The 18,031-nt window shown below is 61.7% G+C and carries 15 protein-coding genes; 7 read left to right on the forward strand and 8 right to left on the reverse strand.

The window, feature by feature from the left end; all coding sequences use genetic code 11:
• Nucleotides 1-77: 77 nt before the first annotated feature.
• The 5 genes from PSEMO_RS21735 to PSEMO_RS21755 all read right to left on the reverse strand — a co-directional run bounded on the left by PSEMO_RS21735 (nucleotide 78) and on the right by PSEMO_RS21755 (nucleotide 7,386).
• Complete coding sequence (locus PSEMO_RS21735) at nucleotides 78-1,247, reverse strand: restriction endonuclease subunit S (RefSeq protein WP_075805038.1); 1,170 nt, start codon at nucleotides 1,245-1,247, stop codon at nucleotides 78-80.
• Nucleotides 1,244-2,782, reverse strand: a complete 1,539-nt coding sequence (locus tag PSEMO_RS21740) for a type I restriction-modification system subunit M (protein WP_075805039.1) — start codon at nucleotides 2,780-2,782, stop codon at nucleotides 1,244-1,246. Before PSEMO_RS21740 ends, PSEMO_RS21735 begins: the two co-directional genes overlap by 4 nt.
• Before the next feature lie 178 nt (nucleotides 2,783-2,960).
• Complete coding sequence (locus tag PSEMO_RS21745) at nucleotides 2,961-4,037, reverse strand: patatin-like phospholipase family protein (protein ID WP_075805040.1); 1,077 nt, start codon at nucleotides 4,035-4,037, stop codon at nucleotides 2,961-2,963.
• Complete coding sequence (locus PSEMO_RS21750) at nucleotides 4,034-4,942, reverse strand: diguanylate cyclase regulator RdcB family protein (protein WP_075805041.1); 909 nt, start codon at nucleotides 4,940-4,942, stop codon at nucleotides 4,034-4,036. Before PSEMO_RS21750 ends, PSEMO_RS21745 begins: the two co-directional genes overlap by 4 nt.
• The gene (locus PSEMO_RS21755; RefSeq protein WP_075805042.1) at nucleotides 4,939-7,386 is read right to left on the reverse strand and encodes a dynamin family protein; all 2,448 of its coding nucleotides are present in this window, start codon (nucleotides 7,384-7,386) and stop codon (nucleotides 4,939-4,941) included. Before PSEMO_RS21755 ends, PSEMO_RS21750 begins: the two co-directional genes overlap by 4 nt.
• A 274-nt stretch (nucleotides 7,387-7,660) precedes the next feature.
• On the opposite strand from PSEMO_RS21755, the gene PSEMO_RS21760 reads away from it, so the two are divergent.
• Nucleotides 7,661-8,533: a helix-turn-helix transcriptional regulator gene (locus PSEMO_RS21760; RefSeq protein ID WP_075805043.1), complete on the forward strand. Its 873-nt coding sequence runs from the start codon at nucleotides 7,661-7,663 to the stop codon at nucleotides 8,531-8,533.
• Nucleotides 8,534-8,613: 80 nt separating this feature from the next.
• Here the strand turns inward: PSEMO_RS21760 and PSEMO_RS21765 are convergent, their stop codons facing one another.
• Both PSEMO_RS21765 and PSEMO_RS21770 read right to left on the reverse strand, forming a co-directional pair.
• A complete protein-coding gene (locus tag PSEMO_RS21765) occupies nucleotides 8,614-9,513 on the reverse strand; it encodes a proline iminopeptidase-family hydrolase (RefSeq protein ID WP_075805044.1) in 900 nt (299 codons plus the stop codon).
• A gap of 97 nt (nucleotides 9,514-9,610) precedes the next feature.
• Complete coding sequence (locus PSEMO_RS21770) at nucleotides 9,611-10,372, reverse strand: LuxR family transcriptional regulator (RefSeq protein ID WP_075805045.1); 762 nt, start codon at nucleotides 10,370-10,372, stop codon at nucleotides 9,611-9,613.
• A 176-nt stretch (nucleotides 10,373-10,548) separates the two neighbouring features.
• Here PSEMO_RS21770 and PSEMO_RS21775 point away from each other — a divergent pair, with 176 nt between their 5' ends.
• The 6 genes from PSEMO_RS21775 to PSEMO_RS21800 are packed head-to-tail and all read left to right on the forward strand — an operon-like array spanning nucleotide 10,549 to nucleotide 16,769.
• Entirely contained in the window at nucleotides 10,549-11,436 is an 888-nt protein-coding gene (locus PSEMO_RS21775; RefSeq protein WP_075805046.1) for a proline iminopeptidase-family hydrolase, read from the forward strand.
• Between the two features lie 3 nt (nucleotides 11,437-11,439).
• Nucleotides 11,440-12,387: an ABC transporter permease gene (locus PSEMO_RS21780; protein ID WP_075805047.1), complete on the forward strand. Its 948-nt coding sequence runs from the start codon at nucleotides 11,440-11,442 to the stop codon at nucleotides 12,385-12,387.
• Nucleotides 12,384-13,241, forward strand: coding sequence for an ABC transporter permease (locus PSEMO_RS21785; protein ID WP_075805048.1), 858 nt, complete (start codon nucleotides 12,384-12,386; stop codon nucleotides 13,239-13,241). Before PSEMO_RS21780 ends, PSEMO_RS21785 begins: the two co-directional genes overlap by 4 nt.
• Nucleotides 13,238-14,224 (forward strand): ABC transporter ATP-binding protein, encoded by a 987-nt coding sequence (locus PSEMO_RS21790; protein WP_075805049.1) that lies wholly within the window; start codon nucleotides 13,238-13,240, stop codon nucleotides 14,222-14,224. The genes PSEMO_RS21785 and PSEMO_RS21790 overlap by 4 nt, the downstream gene beginning before the upstream one ends.
• Nucleotides 14,221-15,195, forward strand: a complete 975-nt coding sequence (locus PSEMO_RS21795; RefSeq protein ID WP_075805050.1) for an ABC transporter ATP-binding protein — start codon at nucleotides 14,221-14,223, stop codon at nucleotides 15,193-15,195. Before PSEMO_RS21790 ends, PSEMO_RS21795 begins: the two co-directional genes overlap by 4 nt.
• Before the next feature lie 32 nt (nucleotides 15,196-15,227).
• Nucleotides 15,228-16,769: an ABC transporter substrate-binding protein gene (locus tag PSEMO_RS21800; protein ID WP_075805051.1), complete on the forward strand. Its 1,542-nt coding sequence runs from the start codon at nucleotides 15,228-15,230 to the stop codon at nucleotides 16,767-16,769.
• Nucleotides 16,770-16,881: 112 nt separating this feature from the next.
• Here the strand turns inward: PSEMO_RS21800 and PSEMO_RS21805 are convergent, their stop codons facing one another.
• On the reverse strand, nucleotides 16,882-18,030 hold the full coding sequence (locus tag PSEMO_RS21805) for an SGNH/GDSL hydrolase family protein (protein ID WP_075805052.1): 1,149 nt from the start codon (nucleotides 18,028-18,030) through the stop codon (nucleotides 16,882-16,884).
• Between the last annotated feature and the right edge of the window lies 1 nt (nucleotide 18,031).

The following is an 18,031-nucleotide window of genomic DNA, read 5'->3' on the forward strand; positions in this document are numbered from 1 at the left end:
CGCTCTCGGCGGGTTTGCTTGCGCTTGCCGGCGTACTCAAAGTCGGAAAAGCTCATCTGGCTCATGGGCGGCTCGGATCAGGTGTTGCGGGGATTCTCGCATAACTGAAGGCTTGTTCGGAGATTCCTTAGAGCCTTTATCGCTGCGATACGCTTTCTGAACTCAATTTGAAGCTCCATAGGGGGCACCGGGAACGGCAATTCTGAAAAGCGAGCTGCGCCCAAGTGTGCAACACTGGATGTCTTAGAACTTATTTTCGAGAACTCGCCCGTACGGTAGTAATAGAGAAATACTGCTAATGCGTACTCAGGCAAAACCAACTCCGGATTTGCCTGAAAACGCACAAGTGTATTTTGATAGCATGTGTCAGGGAGCTCATCCCGCCACATTGCAGGACGCCCTACCAGTTCAGTACTCTGCCCCTCGTTCAGAAGTATGTCACCGTATTTCAAAACATATTTTGAGTAGTCACGCTCATCAAAATCCATGGAAAAGACGTCTGAGAGGTCAATTTCATCCTCAAAAACATTGGCCACGCGCAAGTAAGGCTTAGAAAACTTTCCTGTCTGATACTTGGGCGCCCTCTGGCGACCAAGCTGTACTAAACCGGCCTCATCAACCCTGCAAATTTTCCAGCGTTCATCTTCTGGGCGCCCAAATCTATCTATAAATTCTGACTGCATGAGAGCATCGTGGTACTCAATGACCGCAGCCCTCTTCATACCAATCGATTCAAGCCTATCAAAGATCCCAGCGACTTTTACCTGTTCACTTTCAGGCAAAACAGGAACGCGCAGCTCCAAGCATCTTTCAAGATTGAGATTTGAAATACTGGTAGTTTTATTCCCATAACTTTTCAGTAGGGACTGGACCGCTTCAGAGGAAAACCACCAGTACAGATAACGCGGCAGAATTTTCCCAGGCAGCGGCCTAAGTGCTGTAACGAATCCGCCAAAGCTCGACCTCTGAGAAAGAGCAGGGATCCATACGCATTTACCCACCAAATTCCAGCTATTAGCGCTTGAGACAAGTATGTCGCCTTCGTTCAATAGCTGGTCAGGGCGTTTGACAAATGCCTCGTCCACTGCCCATACATCGTTCAGATCCAAGCTTTTCTGAATATTCTTCGTACGCAAACACAATACTGAGCCCGGTGTATTTAAAGGCACAACATCTTCTGATGTGAAGGTAATACCGCGAATGAAATTTGCAACATCCCCCAGACGTTCAAAAGACACGCTCGTCATTTCAACATGCCTCTAATCTCAGCCAGCCCCTTGGATATCTGAGACTCTATATCTTCAATCGAAGAAAGAATATCCAACGGAGCACGATGTTCGGCATCATCCCGCAAAATCTCCCTATACCTATTCAAGCTCAAGTCATAGTTGCTCGAAGCGATTTCCGCTACAGGAACGCAAAAGCTCTGGCCAGTCCGGGGAAGATTAAGCTCATCACCGTTACGCTTCTGCCAACGAGCAAGTACGTCAGGTAAATTATTTTTTGCGACGTCTTCAACTGCCAGGATAGTCTTAGGCGCAACCCCCAGCTTACTTTCATCAAGCAATGGATTGCGTTTATCATCCAAACTCATCCCATCAGCCCGCACGTCATAGAACCAGACGTGATCGGTACCACCAGAGTTGGTCTTGGTAAACAGCAGAATCGAAGTCGCCACCCCCGCGTAAGGCTTGAACACCCCACTCGGCAGTTTCACCACGCCCTCCAGCTTGTGGTCCTCCACCAGCATCCGACGCAATTCCTTGTGCGCCTTGCTCGACCCGAACACCACCCCATCCGGCACGATCACCGCCGCCCGGCCACCCGGCTTGAGCAGCCGCAGGAACAACGCGAGGAACAGCAACTCGGTCTTTTTGGTCTTGACGATCCGTTGCAGGTCCTTGGCGGTACTTTCATAGTCCAGGCTGCCAGCGAACGGCGGGTTAGCGAGGATCAGGCTGTAGCGCTCGGCTTCGCCGGCGGCGCTTTCGGCCAGCGAATCGCGGTAGCGGATATCCGGGTTTTCCACGCCGTGCAGCAGCATGTTCATGCTGCCGATGCGCAGCATGGTGTTGTCGAAGTCGAAACCATGGAACATGCCGTGGTGGAAGTGCTCGCGCAGCGCCGGGTCGAGCAGCAGCTCGGGATGGTGATCCCGCAGGTACTCACCCGCAGCCACCAGGAACCCGCAAGTACCGCTGGCCGGGTCGCAGATCACGTCGTTGGGCTTGGGCGCGGTGAGGGCGACCATCAACTGGATGATATGCCGCGGAGTGCGGAACTGGCCGTTCTGCCCGGCTGCGGCGATCTTGCCGAGCATGTACTCGTAGATGTCGCCCTTGGTGTCACGGTCCTGCATCGGGATGCCATCGAGCAGGTCGACGACCCTGGCCAGCAGCGCTGGCGTGGGAATGGTGAAACGCGCGTCCCGCATGTGATGGCTGTAGGTGGAGCCATCATCGCCAAGGGTCTTGAGGAACGGGAATACGTGCTCGCCAACCACCTCGAACATTTCCGAGGCTTCAAGATTCTTGAAGCGTGACCAGCGGTACTCGTCGTAGTTGCAACCGCGCGGGTCGAGTCCGTAAGGGAAGATGCGCCGCTCCATGTCACGCTTGAGCCGGTTGGCCTTGTTCTCTTCCAGCGTGTGCAGTTCGTCGAGACGGCGCAGGAACAGCAGGTAGGTCAGTTGCTCCATGACCTCCATCGGGTTGGAAATGCCACCCGACCAGCAGGCGTTCCAGACCGCGTCGATTTTGCTTTTTAGCTCGCCGGTGATCACCGCGTTGTACTCCAGAAATGTAAGACGCCCGCACGGGCGGGCGTGGAAAAAGGGGGGATGATACCGTCACGGGCTCAGTGCTGCATGCAGGAAAAGACCCTCAATTGGATGGGAAAGGTCTGACGCGCAACCTGTCTTCGAGCGCTCGAGGCCGGTATGCCCGACCTCGAGCCGTCTGTTACTTCAGGCGTGACATTGCATCCGCCAGAACGCTGTCTGCGTGCGCCGACTCCGCTTGTACGTCGGCCAATACCCGCTCGGAGGCGCGCAAAGCGTGGCGACTTTTCTGGGCCTCCATGACTCGCCCCACACAATGCATCGTGTCGCGATAGCCCTGTTCGATCCAGGATGGGATCTTTTCGGCATCGAACCCGAGCAGGTCCTGGACGCCACCAAACGGCCCCGAGGCCCGGGCCAGGCTTTGCCCAGGGCGAATTTCGAGAAGGGTGGCGTTAGGGAAGCGTTGCCGACTCCACAACGACCCATCACTGAGGTGAGTAACGATCACCAGATTACACCCCGCCTCCAGCAACGGCGTGATGGGCGTATTGCCCTGCATGGTCTGCCAGCCGCCCTGACCGCCGTCGGTGAAGCGCTCCGTGCGGATCCTGCGCGGGGCAAACAACAGCGGGATCGCCGCCGACGACAGCAGCAGATTCTTGCGCTCGGCATGAGGACGCGACTGGATATGTACGAACTCGGAATCCGGCGTGTCTGAAAAGCCCAGCTCAGCCGCCATGGCCAATAACATGTCCTGCAGGCCACCTCCGCTCTTGTAGGTCGATACATACAGCGGCAACCCACTGTCGAGGTGCTCGGGAACCAGGAATTCGTCCATCAACTCACGCAGCGGCTGATCGTCCAGCGCGCCACCGTCCAGGCTATCGAACCATTCCGGCAGGTCGTATTCGAAACGCCGGGCTATGGTCTGTACGGCGTGCACAGCACCCAGTGCGATCCCCGCACCCTGTACCCGCAGCCCGGCAGCAGCGAGCAGGACCAGATAACCAGGCAAATTCATCTTGAGGGGCGAACGGCTTGCCAAGCGGCCCCATAACGTTTCCAAGCGTTCGATAGCAATATCCAGCGAAGGCGCCGAAGCGAGGATGCCGCCGTTCAGGGCGCCGATACTGGCCCCGGACACCGCGTCGATCCGGGTGCCCAGTTCACGCAACGCCTTGAGCACGCCCACCTGGTAGGCACCCTTGGCGCCGCCACCGGAGAGGACGAGCCCAACCTTCATGGTGTCACTCATACCGACGTCTCCAAAAACACTTCACTGATCATTCCCTCCGTCATGCGCTGGGCCGAACCGAGTCGCGGGACGTGCAAAGGCAGCTCTTCCGGCATTTGGGAAACGGCATAGGAAAACGGCGTTGTTTGTGAGTCTGCCCAGTCCCCGAGGTAACGCACTGCGTCCTCCCCGTCTGACCAGAAGACGTTCGCCGCCGGACGAGCCAGCCAACGCTCACGGGTGGCGACGCGTTCACCATGGGCAAGCGATGCATCGCGACTCATCTGAATAATTGCGCGATTGGCCAGGCCCTCCAGTTGTCGCTGACGCTCTGCTCCACCCGCAGCCCGGCACCAGTCGCCGAACGCACCCCAGCGCAATTCCTCGAGTGCGGCATAACAACGCCCGGAAAGACTCAAGCCATTGAAACGACCTGCTCCCCATTTGCCGAACACGGCGTCAAGGTGCAAGTGCGCCTGCTGCAGGCAATCAATGCGGGCAACCTCCCGGCTCAGCAGATCACAGCGCTCATCGAGCCGCTCGGACAGCAGGTTCAGAGTACGCCGGGTTTCGATCGAATAATCCACCACGCGCGCCAGATCGAGTTTCAAGCCATTGACCTGGGCGTGAACCTGGGCGATGGCGTGGTTGCTGCGTGCGAGGGACTCGCTCAAGTCCTTCAGCCAGGTGAGCGCGCCCTCCACACTATCGGTGAGGCTGGCATTGATTTCGGCCTGATGCTGGTCTCCCTGTCCGGTAAAACCGTCATAAAGCCGCGCGAAGAAACCGCTGCGACCAGCCATATGCCGCTGACGCTCACGAGCGACATCGATGCCATTGGCAAAGTCCACCACGAACTTCTCCGGCAGGCAGGTCAGGACCTGGCATACCTCGGCGACCGCCGCAGTGCTCGTCACTTCACTCATGCCGGCACCCCGCCTGCTTCAGGTTGCACGTCTCGCTTGAGGGCCTCGCTGTCCTGGCGCAGACCAGGAACCAGCAGCTTGAATCCGGCCAGGCGCTCGGCCAGCGCTTTCTGCTGGTCCTGACTGGCCTCTTTGTCACGGATACTCTGGGCAAGGTCACTACGCAAGGACTCTACAGCCAGCTTGAGTTCGTCGAAGAAGTGCGCCACACCTTCCTGAAGCGGGGTCTCGATGTGCGTGACCATGTCTGCGGCCAGGCTGTCGAACAGGACTGTAACGGTTTTGTCGATCGACGCCTTGACCTTGCTGATATCCACCACGAAATCATCAACGGTCGAGGAGTAAGACTCCCATCCCCAGTCATCCGTGTTGAACAGCCCACAGAGCTTGCCCCACACACTGGAGGAGCGGCGCCGCTTGGTCACCGTACGCTGTTTGCTTTCAATTACGCCTTGTAGCCAGTCGCCCTTTCCTTTGCCCAACGACAACGCCTGAGTGCTGGGTAGACGGACATCGATGGAGAATCCATTACCATTCAAGCGCTGGTTGAGCTCGCCAATGATGGTGCTGGCTTGCCGGGTGATATCTCGCTCGAAGAGATCGTGAAACCCTTTGAGGATGAGATCGGACGTCTTGATCAGGTCTTTTTCCTTGTAATCGATGATGCCCTGTACACCCGTCTCGATTCCGTTGATGACCTTTTCCGCTGCCTCTCGCGACCTGAGGGTAATAATTTTTTCATTTGGGTCGAACTCGCGACCGTAAGGCTTGCTTGAGCCGCTTTTTCTGCTTCCCCCCGGGCCGTCCGCCGACGCCATTGCCGCGAAAAAATGGGAAAACATCCGGAAAGGAGATGTCTCTTTTGATAACGACTTGGACTCTTCGAGAATCTCCTGTTTTTCCTTCTCCTTACCCGATTTGAAACCATCGGCAATTTCCTGATTGATTTCGCTTCGGATCGCAGCAAATGCCTCTTTCATCTGCTTGTTGATACTGCCTAAAGCCTTTTTCGTATCCGTCTGGGTCTGCCGCTCCAGCTCGCCAATCCGCGCAATATCACTGCGCAGCGAGTCGATTTGCGCCACCAGCTCGCTTGCGCTCTTTCCCAGTGCGACCTCACGCACATCGAGGAAGTTGTTCAGACGGTTGGAGATGTCCACCAGCTTGGCGGCGGCAGAGGCAATGGCCAGGGTCGCGGCCTGGCTGTGCGCCTTGTGGATCACGTTGTTCAGCGGTTTGGCGAACAGTGAGGCCTCCCACAGCGCATCGGCGGCGTGGCGCACCACTTCAGCATTGGTGATGGTCATTTTCCACACAGTGCCCAAGGCGGCTTTGCCGAAGTCTTCGACCCAGGCATTCTCTTCCCCCGTCACCTGTGGCAGACACCCCTTGCTCGCCAGCTCACGTTGCGCACGGTTGGCCAGGTCACCGAGCTTCGAGGACACCGGATAGACCTGCGAAATATCCAGGCGGCCGCCGAGCAACGAGTCGGCGACGAGCCTGCGGGTTGCATCTTCGCCATCGCTGTTGCGATCTTTCTCGTCGAACTTGTTGACCAGCGCGAACATTCGCCCCTCGGCCACGTCGGCGATCTGTTCCAGCTCTTGACGAACCTGATGATCGGCGTCGGACTTGAGCTGGGTGAAATCGAGCACCGCCAACACTGCGGAGGCGTTGCGCAGTTGCTCCTGCAACATCGGCCGAAGATGGAACTGACCGGCCTCGTTCGGCCCGGGGGTATCGAGCAACGTCAGGCTGCCCACGCTTTCCGGCAGGTGCGCCAGATGGGCGAACTCGACCTCGATGACGGGCACATCATCAATGCTGGCATAGCTGTCGAACGGAAAATCGAGATCCAGGTCCTGAGACAGCCGCACCAGATCGTTGAGGCTTTTCAGGAACCAGAAGATCTCTTCCGGTCCCTTGTAGCTTTGCTCGAAGGTTTCCCCCCCCTGGATGAAGGCCAGCAACGCCTTCATGTCTTTGTCATGGGTCCCACGCCCCATGTATTGCTTGCCTTCTGCTTTGGACAGTGCACGCGCGATCTTGCCCACTAACTGATTGACCGGCCCGTTGTTCTCCAGGACCAGTTCCGGCTCTTGTTTTCCGAGGGTGTGACGAATACGCGTTGGCAGTGCCGTCATCGGTCGATTGCGGTTAGGCAGAACTTCGGTGCCGACGATTGCGTTGATAGTGGTGGACTTGCCGGCCTTCATCGTGCCGACCACTGCCAGAACCATTTCAAGACGCTCGAGCTTACTCAGTTCGCCGTTGAGCATTTTCAGGTCTTTGTCGATGCTGACCGAGGAAAAGGTCTGCTGCTCGTTGGCCTGCTCGTCGACCACTACACCCTGCGCATCCTTCATACGCTGCAGGAGGTCGATTTCCACTTGTAGCAGGCGGCTGGCTTCTTCGCGCAGCAGTTCGATATTGCGTTCGTGCATTGGATCTCCTTGGTGGAGGCGATCCTCGCCTCCCGATATTCCGTTTTGTAGCGGCGGCTCGTGACAGCCGGCTTGAAATAGGTGAGTCAGCGCTGACAGGTCGGCAGGCATAAAATACTGGCACATAGCCAGAAACGCTGTCCAACCCCGCGAGCCTGATCATTCGCCGCTGCCAGCAACGACATTAAAATGCCAGCAAACAATATGTAGCCTTTGATGACAGGTCCATATTGTGGATACATACACGTAAAGTTTTCGCTCACAAGGAAGCCACATGAAACGTTCCCTACTCGCCTCTGGCGTCCGCTGGGACCTCGCCCAACGCTATCGCCTGATTGAAACCGTCGCATGGTGGGAAGGGCGTTTGACCACTGGGCACCTGATGCAAAGTTTCGGCATCAGCCGTCAGCAGGCTTCCAAGGACATAAACGGCTACATGACCAACCATGCCCCTGAAAACCTGACCTATGACAAGAAGGTCAAAGGTTATGTACCTGCCGAAGGCTTCACCCCGCGTTTCATCGAAGACAGCGCCAGCGCCTACCTGCACCTGCTGTTCCAGAACAACGAACGGGCCGAGCACTTGGAGGGCCTGAAGCTCGCCTATGCCCACACCCGCGTCCTGGATGTGCCGGACCGCTCAATCCGGCCGCAGATCCTGCGGCCCTTGCTCAAGGCCTGTCGCGAAGGACTGCGCCTGGAGACCGAGTACGTCTCTCTGAGTACCCCGGAACCAGAAACCCGCCTGATCGCCCCGCATACCCTGGTGAACACCGGCATGCGCTGGCACGTGCGAGCCTATTGCGAAAAGAACCGCGAATTCCGCGACTTCGTGCTCAGCCGTTTTCGCGGAGAGCCTGAATTGCTCGACAAGACTGAAAAAGGCATCGACCTGGACGATGGCTGGAACACCGAGGTACCGATCATCCTGCAGCCCGACGAGCGCCTGGATGTCGCACAAAAGGCCATCATCGAAGCCGATTACGGCATGGTCGACGGCCGCCTGGAAATTTCCAGCCGACCGGCCTTGGCCAAGTACGTGCTGCAGCGCTATCTGGTCGACTACAAGAACCACAACCCCAAGCCGGAAGCACAGCAGATCGTGGTGAAGAACCTGGCCCAACTGAAACCGTGGCTATACGACTGAACCACAAAAAAAGGGCCTGCCGGGTTCGACACCACGACAAGCCTGCAGAAGGGAAACCTTGTATTAGCGAAAAGCAAAAATCAAAGGTTCTGATCAAGGAAGGTGACTACCGTCCCCATGCACGCCACCCGCTCTTCAACATGCGGCATATGGCTGGAGTTCTCGAACAGCGCCCAGCGAATCCCCGGGATCAGGTCCAGGTACGGCTTGACCACCAGCGGCGTGGCCTCGTCATAACGCCCGGAAATCAACAGGCTTGGCACATTGATCCGCGGCAGGCGGTCGACGATGGTCCAGTCCTTGGTGTTGCCGATCACATGGAATTCATTCGGCCCGGTCATGGCGTGGTACACGGTCGGGTCGGCATCGACCTGGGCGAAGGTCCGCGCCACTTCGTCCGGCCACGGGTTGAGACGGCAGACGTGACGGTCGTAGAAGACCCGGGTCGCGGCGATATAGTCGGCAGCGGTGAAATCGCCCGCTGCTTCATGACGCAGCAGGGTGTCCTGCACCTCCTGCGGCAGTTCCTCGCGCAGGCGGTTGGCTTCCTTGACCCAGGTGCGCATGTCCGCCGGCGAGTTGGCGATCACCAGGCAACGCAGCCCGGCCGGACGCCGCACCGCATGCTCGCTGGCGAGCATGCCACCCCAGGACTGGCCCAGCAGCGCGTAGCGCTCGCGGATGCCCAGATGGTCGAGCAGGTTGTCCAGCTCTTCGAGGAACAGGTTCACCGTCCAGAACGACGGCGGCATGTCCGGCAAATGGGTCGAGCGCCCATTGCCCAACTGGTCATAGTGGATGACCGGATAGCCACCGGCCGCAACGTCCTTGTAGGCATCGACGTAGTCATGGGTACAACCCGGGCCGCCATGCAGGATGACCAGCGGGGTGCGCCCGCACTCCAGGTCTCCGGTGATGCGGTACCAGGTTTGATGACTACCGAAAGGGGCAAAGCCTTCACGCGATTTGATGAGTTCCATTTCATCCGGCTCCGTGCGAATCGTAGGACACACCATAGCCGCCCCGGCGTTCAGGCATAACTAGAGAATTCTCTAGGTTTTCGCGAAATGTCCGGTATCAGTCGTCCAAAAGCCGGTAATGCACGGCACGGGCTACCGCTTGCACGCGATTTTTCGCACCCAGCTTGTGCATGGCCGAGGTCAGGTGCAGGGAAATGGTCGCCAGGGAGCGGTTCAGTTGTTCGGCGATCTGCGCAGCGGTGAGGCCCTCGGCCGCCCAGCACAGGCATTCGCGCTCGCGTCGGGTGAGGCGGATGACCTTGGGCGAACATTCCTTGTCGAGCAGCGGATAGGCGGCTTCCTGCAGGGCATGGGCGATCAGGCTGAAGTCGGCGAGGTGCTCGCGGGCGTCCTCGAGGTCGCTCCTGCTGGCCTGCGGGCGCAAGCCGGTAAGGGTGGCGAAACCGCCGCGCGGCAGATGGATCGGGACGGTCACACCGCACGCCAGTTGGGCATCCTGCAGGTAACCAACCACCGGCGCATGGCGGCTGTCGATGAAGCGCTGGAGGATGGTGTCGCCCTTGGGCTGGTAGGACCAGACGAACGGGGAAATGGAGGTCACCGCGAGATGCTGCACCGGGTCGATCTGGTAGTAGCCTTCGGCGCACCACAGGTCTTTCCAGTCTTCGGGGGTGTTGCGCACCCGCAGGATCGCCGGGGTGATGAGCTCGCCGACATGGTCGAGCGGGACGGGGCTGTAGTCGTACACCAGGGCTTCGAAGCCCAGGTCCGCCGCGACGTCGGCGACGCTGTCCATCTGCTCGTCCAGGCTCCTGCCAGACAACAGACGATGATCGAGATCAGCGAGTTTGGCCTGCATTCCTTGCACTCCTGCGCGTATACCCCTGTTGGATTTCCATCTTGAAGTCCGGCAAGTAGAATGCCACGGCCTGGCGCGGGACTGCCACCACAAACCTATAGGAAATACTAGCTTGTGGGCGCCGTCGTCTCCTGCGCAGGGTATAGCTCCAGCCATTGCCAACCAGGAGAGTAGCGATGTGGCGTGAGATGCAACCTGACCAGCAGTTCGGCGTGACGGTCGATGGCCACGATCTCGTGGTGTACAGCTACGGCGAAGGCGACGAGGTGCTGCTGCTCCTCAACGGCGGCCCAGGGCTGCCCTGCGACTACCTGCGCGAAGCCCATTCGTGGCTCAAGGACAAGGGTTTGCGCGTGGTCACCTTCGACCAGCTGGGTACCGGCAAGTCCGCCCGCCCCGATGACCCGACACTGTGGAACATCACCCGCTACGTCGCCGAAGTGGAAAGCGTGCGCCAGGCCCTCGACCTCGGCCAGGTCCACCTGCTCGGCCATTCCTGGGGTGGCTGGCTGGCGATCGAATACGCCGTCCATCATCCCGAGGCGCTCAAGAGCCTGATCCTGGAAAACACCGTCGGCGACATCCCGCACCTGTCCAGCGAGCTGGAACGCCTGCGCGGCGCCCTCGGCAGCGAGACCGTGGCGATGATGCAGCGCTTCGAAGCCATGGGGCAGCTCGACCACCCGCAATACCAGGCCGCGATCACCCTGCTCAACTACCGCCATGTGTGCCGCCTCGACGAATGGCCGGCGCCGGTGCAGCGTTCCCTCGGCGACTGGAACATGGGGCCGTATACCGCCATGCAGGGGCCCAACGAGTTCCTCTACATCGGCAACCTCAAGGACTGGAACCGCCTCAAGGAAATGGGCGACTTCCGCATGCCGGTGCTGATCACCACCGGCCAGCACGACGAACTCACCCCGGCCTGCGCCATGCGCATGAAACTGGCCCTGACGGACGCCGAGTTGCACGTCTTCCCCAACAGCAGCCATATGCCGTTCTACGAGGAGCCCGAGGCCTACTCCGCGGTGCTGCTGGACTTTCTCCAGCGTCACCGGGGCTGACCGATGAACCTGGCGCGCTACCGCTTCGTCCTCACCCGCCCGCTGCAATTGCTGCCGGTATTGCTGGGCATCAGCCTCATCACCTTCGTGCTGGTGCGCTCGATCCCCGGCGACCCGGCGCGGGTGCTGCTGGGCGCGCGCAGCACGCCGGATGCGATCCAGAAGATCCGCGCCCAGTTCGGCCTCGACGAGCCGATCTGGGTGCAGTACCTGTATTTCCTGAAGAACCTGCTCAACGGCGATCTCGGCCAGTCCCTGCTGTACCGGGTCGATACGCTGAAACTGATCGCCACGCGGATCGAACCGACCCTGATGCTGGTGTTCGGCAGCGTGCTCCTGGCCCTGCTGATCGCCGTGCCGCTGGCGACGATAGCCGCACGCCGCAAGGGCGGCTGGGCCGATAACCTGATCCGCCTCTTCACCACCGCCGGCCTCGGCCTGCCGGCGTTCTGGCTGGGGCTGATGCTGATCCTGCTGTTCAGCGTGCACTGGGGCCTGTTCCCGGTGTCCGGCTACGGCCGCGAATGGCCGGACAAGCTGCACCATCTGGTGCTGCCCTGCCTGACCATCGCCCTGGCGCTGTCGGCGGTGCTGGTGCGCAACCTGCGGGCGAGCATGCTGGTGGAGATGCAGTCCGACCAGGTCACCGCCGCCCGCGCCCGCGGCCTCTCGGAAAACGCGGTGTTCCGCCGCCATGTGCTGCCCAACTCGATGGTGCCGACGGTCAACCTGCTGGCCGTGAACATCGGCTGGCTGATCAGCGGCACCGTGGTCATCGAGAGCCTGTTCTCCCTGCCCGGCATCGGCCAGTTGCTGGTCCGCGGGATCTTCACCCGCGACTACATGGTGGTGCAGGGCGTGGCCATGGTCCTGGCCTGCGCCACGGTGGCGGTGAATTTCATCGCCGATATCGTCACCACGGCCATCGACCCGCGAGTGAAGATCCAATGAGCAGCCCCGCCGTCGCTGTCCCGACCCGCTGGCGCCTGCGCTGGAACCTGGGTGATGGCCGCCTGACCCTGTATGTCGGCCTGGCCATCGTCCTCGGCTGGGGCCTGCTCGCCCTCCTCGCCCCATGGGTCGCGCCCTATGACCCGCTGCTGCAGAACGGCGACCTGCGCCTGGCCGCACCGAGCCTGGCGCACCCCTTCGGCACCGACAACTTCGGCCGCGACATCCTCTCCCGGGTGATCTGGGGCGCACGCATCGACCTGCAGATGGCGCTGATCGGGGTGATTTTCCCGTTCCTCCTCGGCACCTGCATCGGCGCGATCTCCGGCTATATCGGCGGGCGCCTGGACGCGGTGTGCATGCGCCTGATCGATATCGTCCTGGCCTTCCCCTTCCTGGTCCTGATGCTGGCGATCATGGCCATCCTCGGCCCGGGACTGGGCAGTTTCTATATCGCCATGGCCCTGGTCGGCTGGGTCTCCTATGCGCGGCTGATCCGCTCGCAGATCCTCATCCTCAAGGAAAGCGACTTCGCCCTGGCCGCCAAGAGCCTCGGTTTCAGCCACCGGCGCATCCTTTTCGGGCACCTGATGCCCAATGCGCTGTTCAGTTCGGTGGTGTTCTGCATGTCCGACGCCGTGCTGGTGCTGCTCAACGGCGCGGCGGTGAGCTACCTGGGCCTCGGGGTACAGCCGCCCACCGCCGAGTGGGGCACGATGGTTGCAGAAGGCCAGAGCTTCATTACCAGCGCCTGGTGGATCTGCACCTTCCCGGGCCTCGCCGTGGTGACCCTGGCGATGGGCTTCAGCCTGCTTGCCGACGGTGTCGCCGAACGCCTGGGAGACCGTTCATGAACACGCCGCTGTTGCAGGTCGAGGACCTCAGCGTGATCGCCCGCATAGAGCAGCGCGATATCGCCGTGGTCGATCGCCTGTCGTTCAGCCTTGGCGAAGGCGAGATCCTCGGTTTGGTCGGTGAATCCGGCTCGGGCAAGACCATGGCCTGCCGCGCCCTGATGCGCCTGTTGCCCTCGCCGAAACTGCGCCTCGAAGGCACCGCGGTGCGCCTGGGCGGCACCGACCTGCTGACGCTGGACGATGCCGGCATGCGCCGCATGCGTGGCCGCCAGTTGGGCATGATCTTCCAGAACCCCAGCAGCCACCTCGACCCGCTGATGCGCATCGGCGAGCAGATCGCCGAGGGCATCCGCCTGCACCAGGGCGCCTCGCGCCGGGAAGCGCGGGCCGAAGCCATCGAGGTGCTGCGCCAGGTCGGCATTCCCGACCCGCAGTCCCGGGTGGACAACTACCCTCACGAATTCTCCGGCGGCATGCGCCAGCGGGCGATGATCGCCGTGGCCCTGGGCTGCAACCCGAAAGTGCTGATCGCCGATGAGCCGACCACCGCGCTGGACGTCACGGTGCAGGCACAGATCCTCCGCCTGCTTCTGGACCTGCGCGACCGTCGCGGGCTGTCGATGATCCTGATCAGCCACGACCTCGGCGTGGTCGCCCAGACCTGCGACAGCATCGCGGTAATGTACGCCGGTCGCCTGTGCGAACACGGCAGCAAGACCGGGATCCTGTCGCGCCCGCAGCACCCCTACAGCGCCGGCCTGCTCGCCTGCCACCCGGCGGCCGATAGTGGCCAGCGCCTGATGAACACCATCGGCGGACAGCCTCCGCTGCTCGGCGACATGCCCGCCGGTTGCCGCTTCGGCCCGCGCTGCACCCAGGCCTCGGCGCTGTGCCGCGAGCACCTGCCGGAACTGCGGGAAACCTCACCCGGCCATCGCCTGGCCTGCCATACGCCGCTGCTGGCCGGAGTCACCTCATGACCACGCTGTTGCAGGTCAAGGACCTGCAGGTGCAATTCCCCGCCGCCGGCAGCGGCCTGTTCAGCCTGCGTTCGCGCAAGGTCAGCGCGGTGAATGGCGCTTCGCTGCAACTGGCCGCCGGGGAAACCCTCGGCCTGGTGGGCGAATCCGGCTGCGGCAAGAGCACCCTGGCCCGGGCCATCCTGCACCTGAACCCGGTGGCCGGCGGGCAGATCCTCTTCGACGGCATCGACATGGCCCAGGGCAGCCAGGCCGATATCGCCCGCCTGCGCCACGAGACCGCGATGATCTTCCAGGACCCGTACACCGCACTGAACCCGCGCCAGCGCATCGGCGACATCATCGCCGAGGTGCTGCGGGTGCAGCGCAAGGTGCCCGAGGCACAGGTGCCGGCGCGGGTCGCCGAGTTGCTGACCCTGGTCGGCCTGCGCCCGGAACTGGCCGAGCGCAAGCCGCGCTCCCTGAGTGGCGGCCAGTGCCAGCGGGTCGGCATCGCCCGCGCCCTGGCCGTGGAACCGCGGCTGATCATCGCCGACGAATGCGTCGCCGCCCTCGACGTGTCGATCCAGGGCCAGATCATCAACCTGCTGCTGGAACTGCGCGAGCGCATGAACCTCGCCCTGCTGTTCATCACCCACGACCTGACCGTGGTGCGCCGCCTGTGCGACCGGGTGGCGGTGATGTACCTCGGGCGGATCGTCGAGGAAGGCCCCGTGCAGGAGGTCTTCGATTCGCCGCGCCATCCCTACACCGCCGCACTGATCCAGTCCATCGCCGATATCGACCCGGCCCGCCGCCTGCCCGAGCAGCCGCTGCCGGGCGAGCCACCGAGCCCGCTGCACCTGCCGGCCGGCTGCGCCTTTCACCCCCGTTGCCGCCATGCGCTGCCGGCTTGCCGGGACAGCGCACCACCGACTCATTCCCTGGGCGCACGGCAATACGCCTGCGTCCATACGGAGCCGTTGTTCTGACATAACGACAATTCATCAAATGGAGCTTGAGCATGAAACCCGGAGCATTGAAGTTACTCACCGCCGCCCTGCTGGCCGCCAGCGCCCTGACCAGCGGCATCGCCCACGCCGCCGGGGTACTGACCATCGGCTGCCGTGAGGAAACCACCACCTTCGACCCGATCAAGAGTGCCCAGAACCGCGACAGCTGGGTCTTCGCCAACGTCTACGACGTGCTGGTCCGCGTCGACAACAGCGGCACCCAGTTGGTCCCGGGCCTGGCGGAAAGCTGGAAGGTGTCCGACGACGGCCTGACCTACACCTTCAAGATGCGCAATGCCAAGTTCTCCGACGGCTCGCCGATCACCGCCGAGGATGCCGCCTTCTCGCTGCTGCGCATCCGCGACAACCCCGGTTCGCTGTGGGCCGACTCCTACAAGATCATCGACACCGCCAAGGCGGCCGACGCCCACACCCTGGTCGTGACCCTGCACAGCAAGTCGGTGCCGTTCCTAGCCCTGCTCGGCACCGCCAATATCTCGATCCTGTCGAAGCAGGCGATGGAAAAACTCGGCGAGGAAGAATATGCGCAGAACCCGGTGGTGTCCGGGGCCTTCAAGGTCAAGGAATGGCTGCGTGGCGACCGCGTGATCCTGGAGAAAAACCCGGCGTTCTGGCAGGCCGACAAGGTCAGCCTGGATGGCGTCGAGTGGATCTCCATCCCGGATGACCGCACGCGCATGATGAAGGTCCAGGCCGGCGAGCTGGACTCGGCGATCTTCGTGCCGTTCACCCAGGTGGACGAGTTGCAGAAGGACAAGCAGGTCACCATCCATATCGACCCGTCGACCCGCGAAGACCATCTGCTGATCAACCACTCCAAGGGCCTGCTGGGCAAACAGGAAGTGCGCGAGGCCATCGACCTGGCGATCGACAAGAAGGCCCTGGTCAGCACCGTCACCTTCGGCCATGGCGAAGTCGCCTACTCGTACATTCCCAAGGGCGCGCTGTACCACAACGCCGACAACCTGCAACGCCCGTATGACCCGGCCAAGGCTCGCGAGCTGCTGAAGAAGGCCGGTGCCGAAGGGCTCAAGGTCAACTATGTAGTCAACGCCGGCAACGAAGCCGACGAACAGACCGCCGTGCTGGTGCAGAAGCAGCTGGCGGACGTCGGCATCACCGCCAACCTGCAGAAGGTCGACCCGACCCAGAGCTGGCAGATGCTGGTGGACGGCGACTACGACCTGTCGGTGATGTACTGGACCAACGACGTGCTCGACCCGGACCAGAAGACCACCTTCGTCCTCGGCCATGACGCCAACCAGAACTACATGACCCGCTACCAGAACGACGAGGTCAAGCAACTGGTGGCTGCGGCGCGGATCGAGACCGACCCGGTCAAGCGCGGGCAGATGTACCAGGAGTTGCAGAAACTGGCCAAGCACGATGTGAACTGGATCGACCTGTATTACAGCCCGTACATCAACATCTCGCGCAGCAATATCCAGAACTTCCTGCAGAACCCGCTGGGGCGCTTCACGCTGGAGGAAACGGTGAAGCTGGCGGATGGGGTCAAGACCGCGCAGAACTGAGTTGTCCTCCAGGCCCAATCGCTGGCAAGCCAGCTCCCGTAGGTTCAGCGGTGCACGCGGTCCCTGTGGGAGCTGGCTTGCCAGCGATTGAAGCCACCACCGTCCTGAAGACTTACCTCAATCCCATCTGCCCCCGCAAAAACCCATACAACCCCGTCGCACTCTTGCGATACCCCTCCGCCGTCAGGTGAATCAGATCCCCCCGCGCCAGCCCTTGCGCCTGCCAGCGCTCGATCGAGCACTCGCCCCCCATGAAGCCCTGCCAATCCCAGAACAGCGCCCCGACCTTCTTCGCCTCCTCCCGCTGACTGGCGACGATCCCCGCCAACGCCTGCGGCACCCGCGCCGCACAGCCCTGCGCGCCGCGCTGGCGAATCGAGTCCGGCGGCCCGACCAGCACGATCACCGCCCGTGGCAACTGCCGGCGCAGCTCGCCCAGGGTCTGCGCCAGTTGCTCGCGATACTGCGCCGGGTCGAAGCGCGGATCGAAGGCTTCATTGGTGCCGTAGGCCAGCAGCACCATGTCCGGACGCAAGCCCTTCAGGCTGTCCTGCCAGCCCGCCTGCCACTTGTTCATCACCGCCAGTTGCGCGCCGTTGATCCCCAGCGCCGACAAGGTCACCCCGGCATTCTTCTGCCCCTGGACCCACCAGCCGCCCAGTGCCAGCCCGGCCGGTGTTTCCACCGACAGCTCCAACGGCAGCCGGGCATTGTTCAACAGCGGGCTGAAACGCCACTCGCCGCCCGTCGCCGCCAGCATCACCCGGCGATCCGGGTTCTGTTCGTCACGGGCATGCAGGCCACTGTGCTGCTGCGCCTGGTACAGCGCCGAGACCCGGTAGCGCTGCTCATCCGGCTGACGCGCTTCGATGCGCACACTGGCCTTGTCCACCTGCGGCAAGGCCAGGTAGCCCCCCAACGGGAACTGCTCGCTCTGCTGGTTGCGCGCCGAGACCAGTTTCCACTGCGACTCGGCCGCCTTGAGCACGACCTGCTCGTAACGCGTGCCTGGCACCGGCATGGCCGAGACCAGACCGATGCCACCGTCGCCGTAATCCTTCTGGAACAAACGGCGCAACTCACCGCTGAACAGGTCGGCGGCAGTATGCGAATCACCGAACTGGACGATATTCACCGGCGCCCGCGCCGCCACGCGCAGCTTGCTTGCGAGCAGGCCCAGGTTGCCATCGCGGCTCAGGGCTGCGGCCGGGCCGCTGGCGAGCAGACCGCCCAGCAATACGAAAAAAAGCACTCGACGCATC

Origin of the sequence: Pseudomonas putida, assembly GCF_001941965.1 — a bacterium.
Taxonomy (GTDB): Bacteria; Pseudomonadota; Gammaproteobacteria; order Pseudomonadales; family Pseudomonadaceae; genus Aquipseudomonas; species Aquipseudomonas putida_L.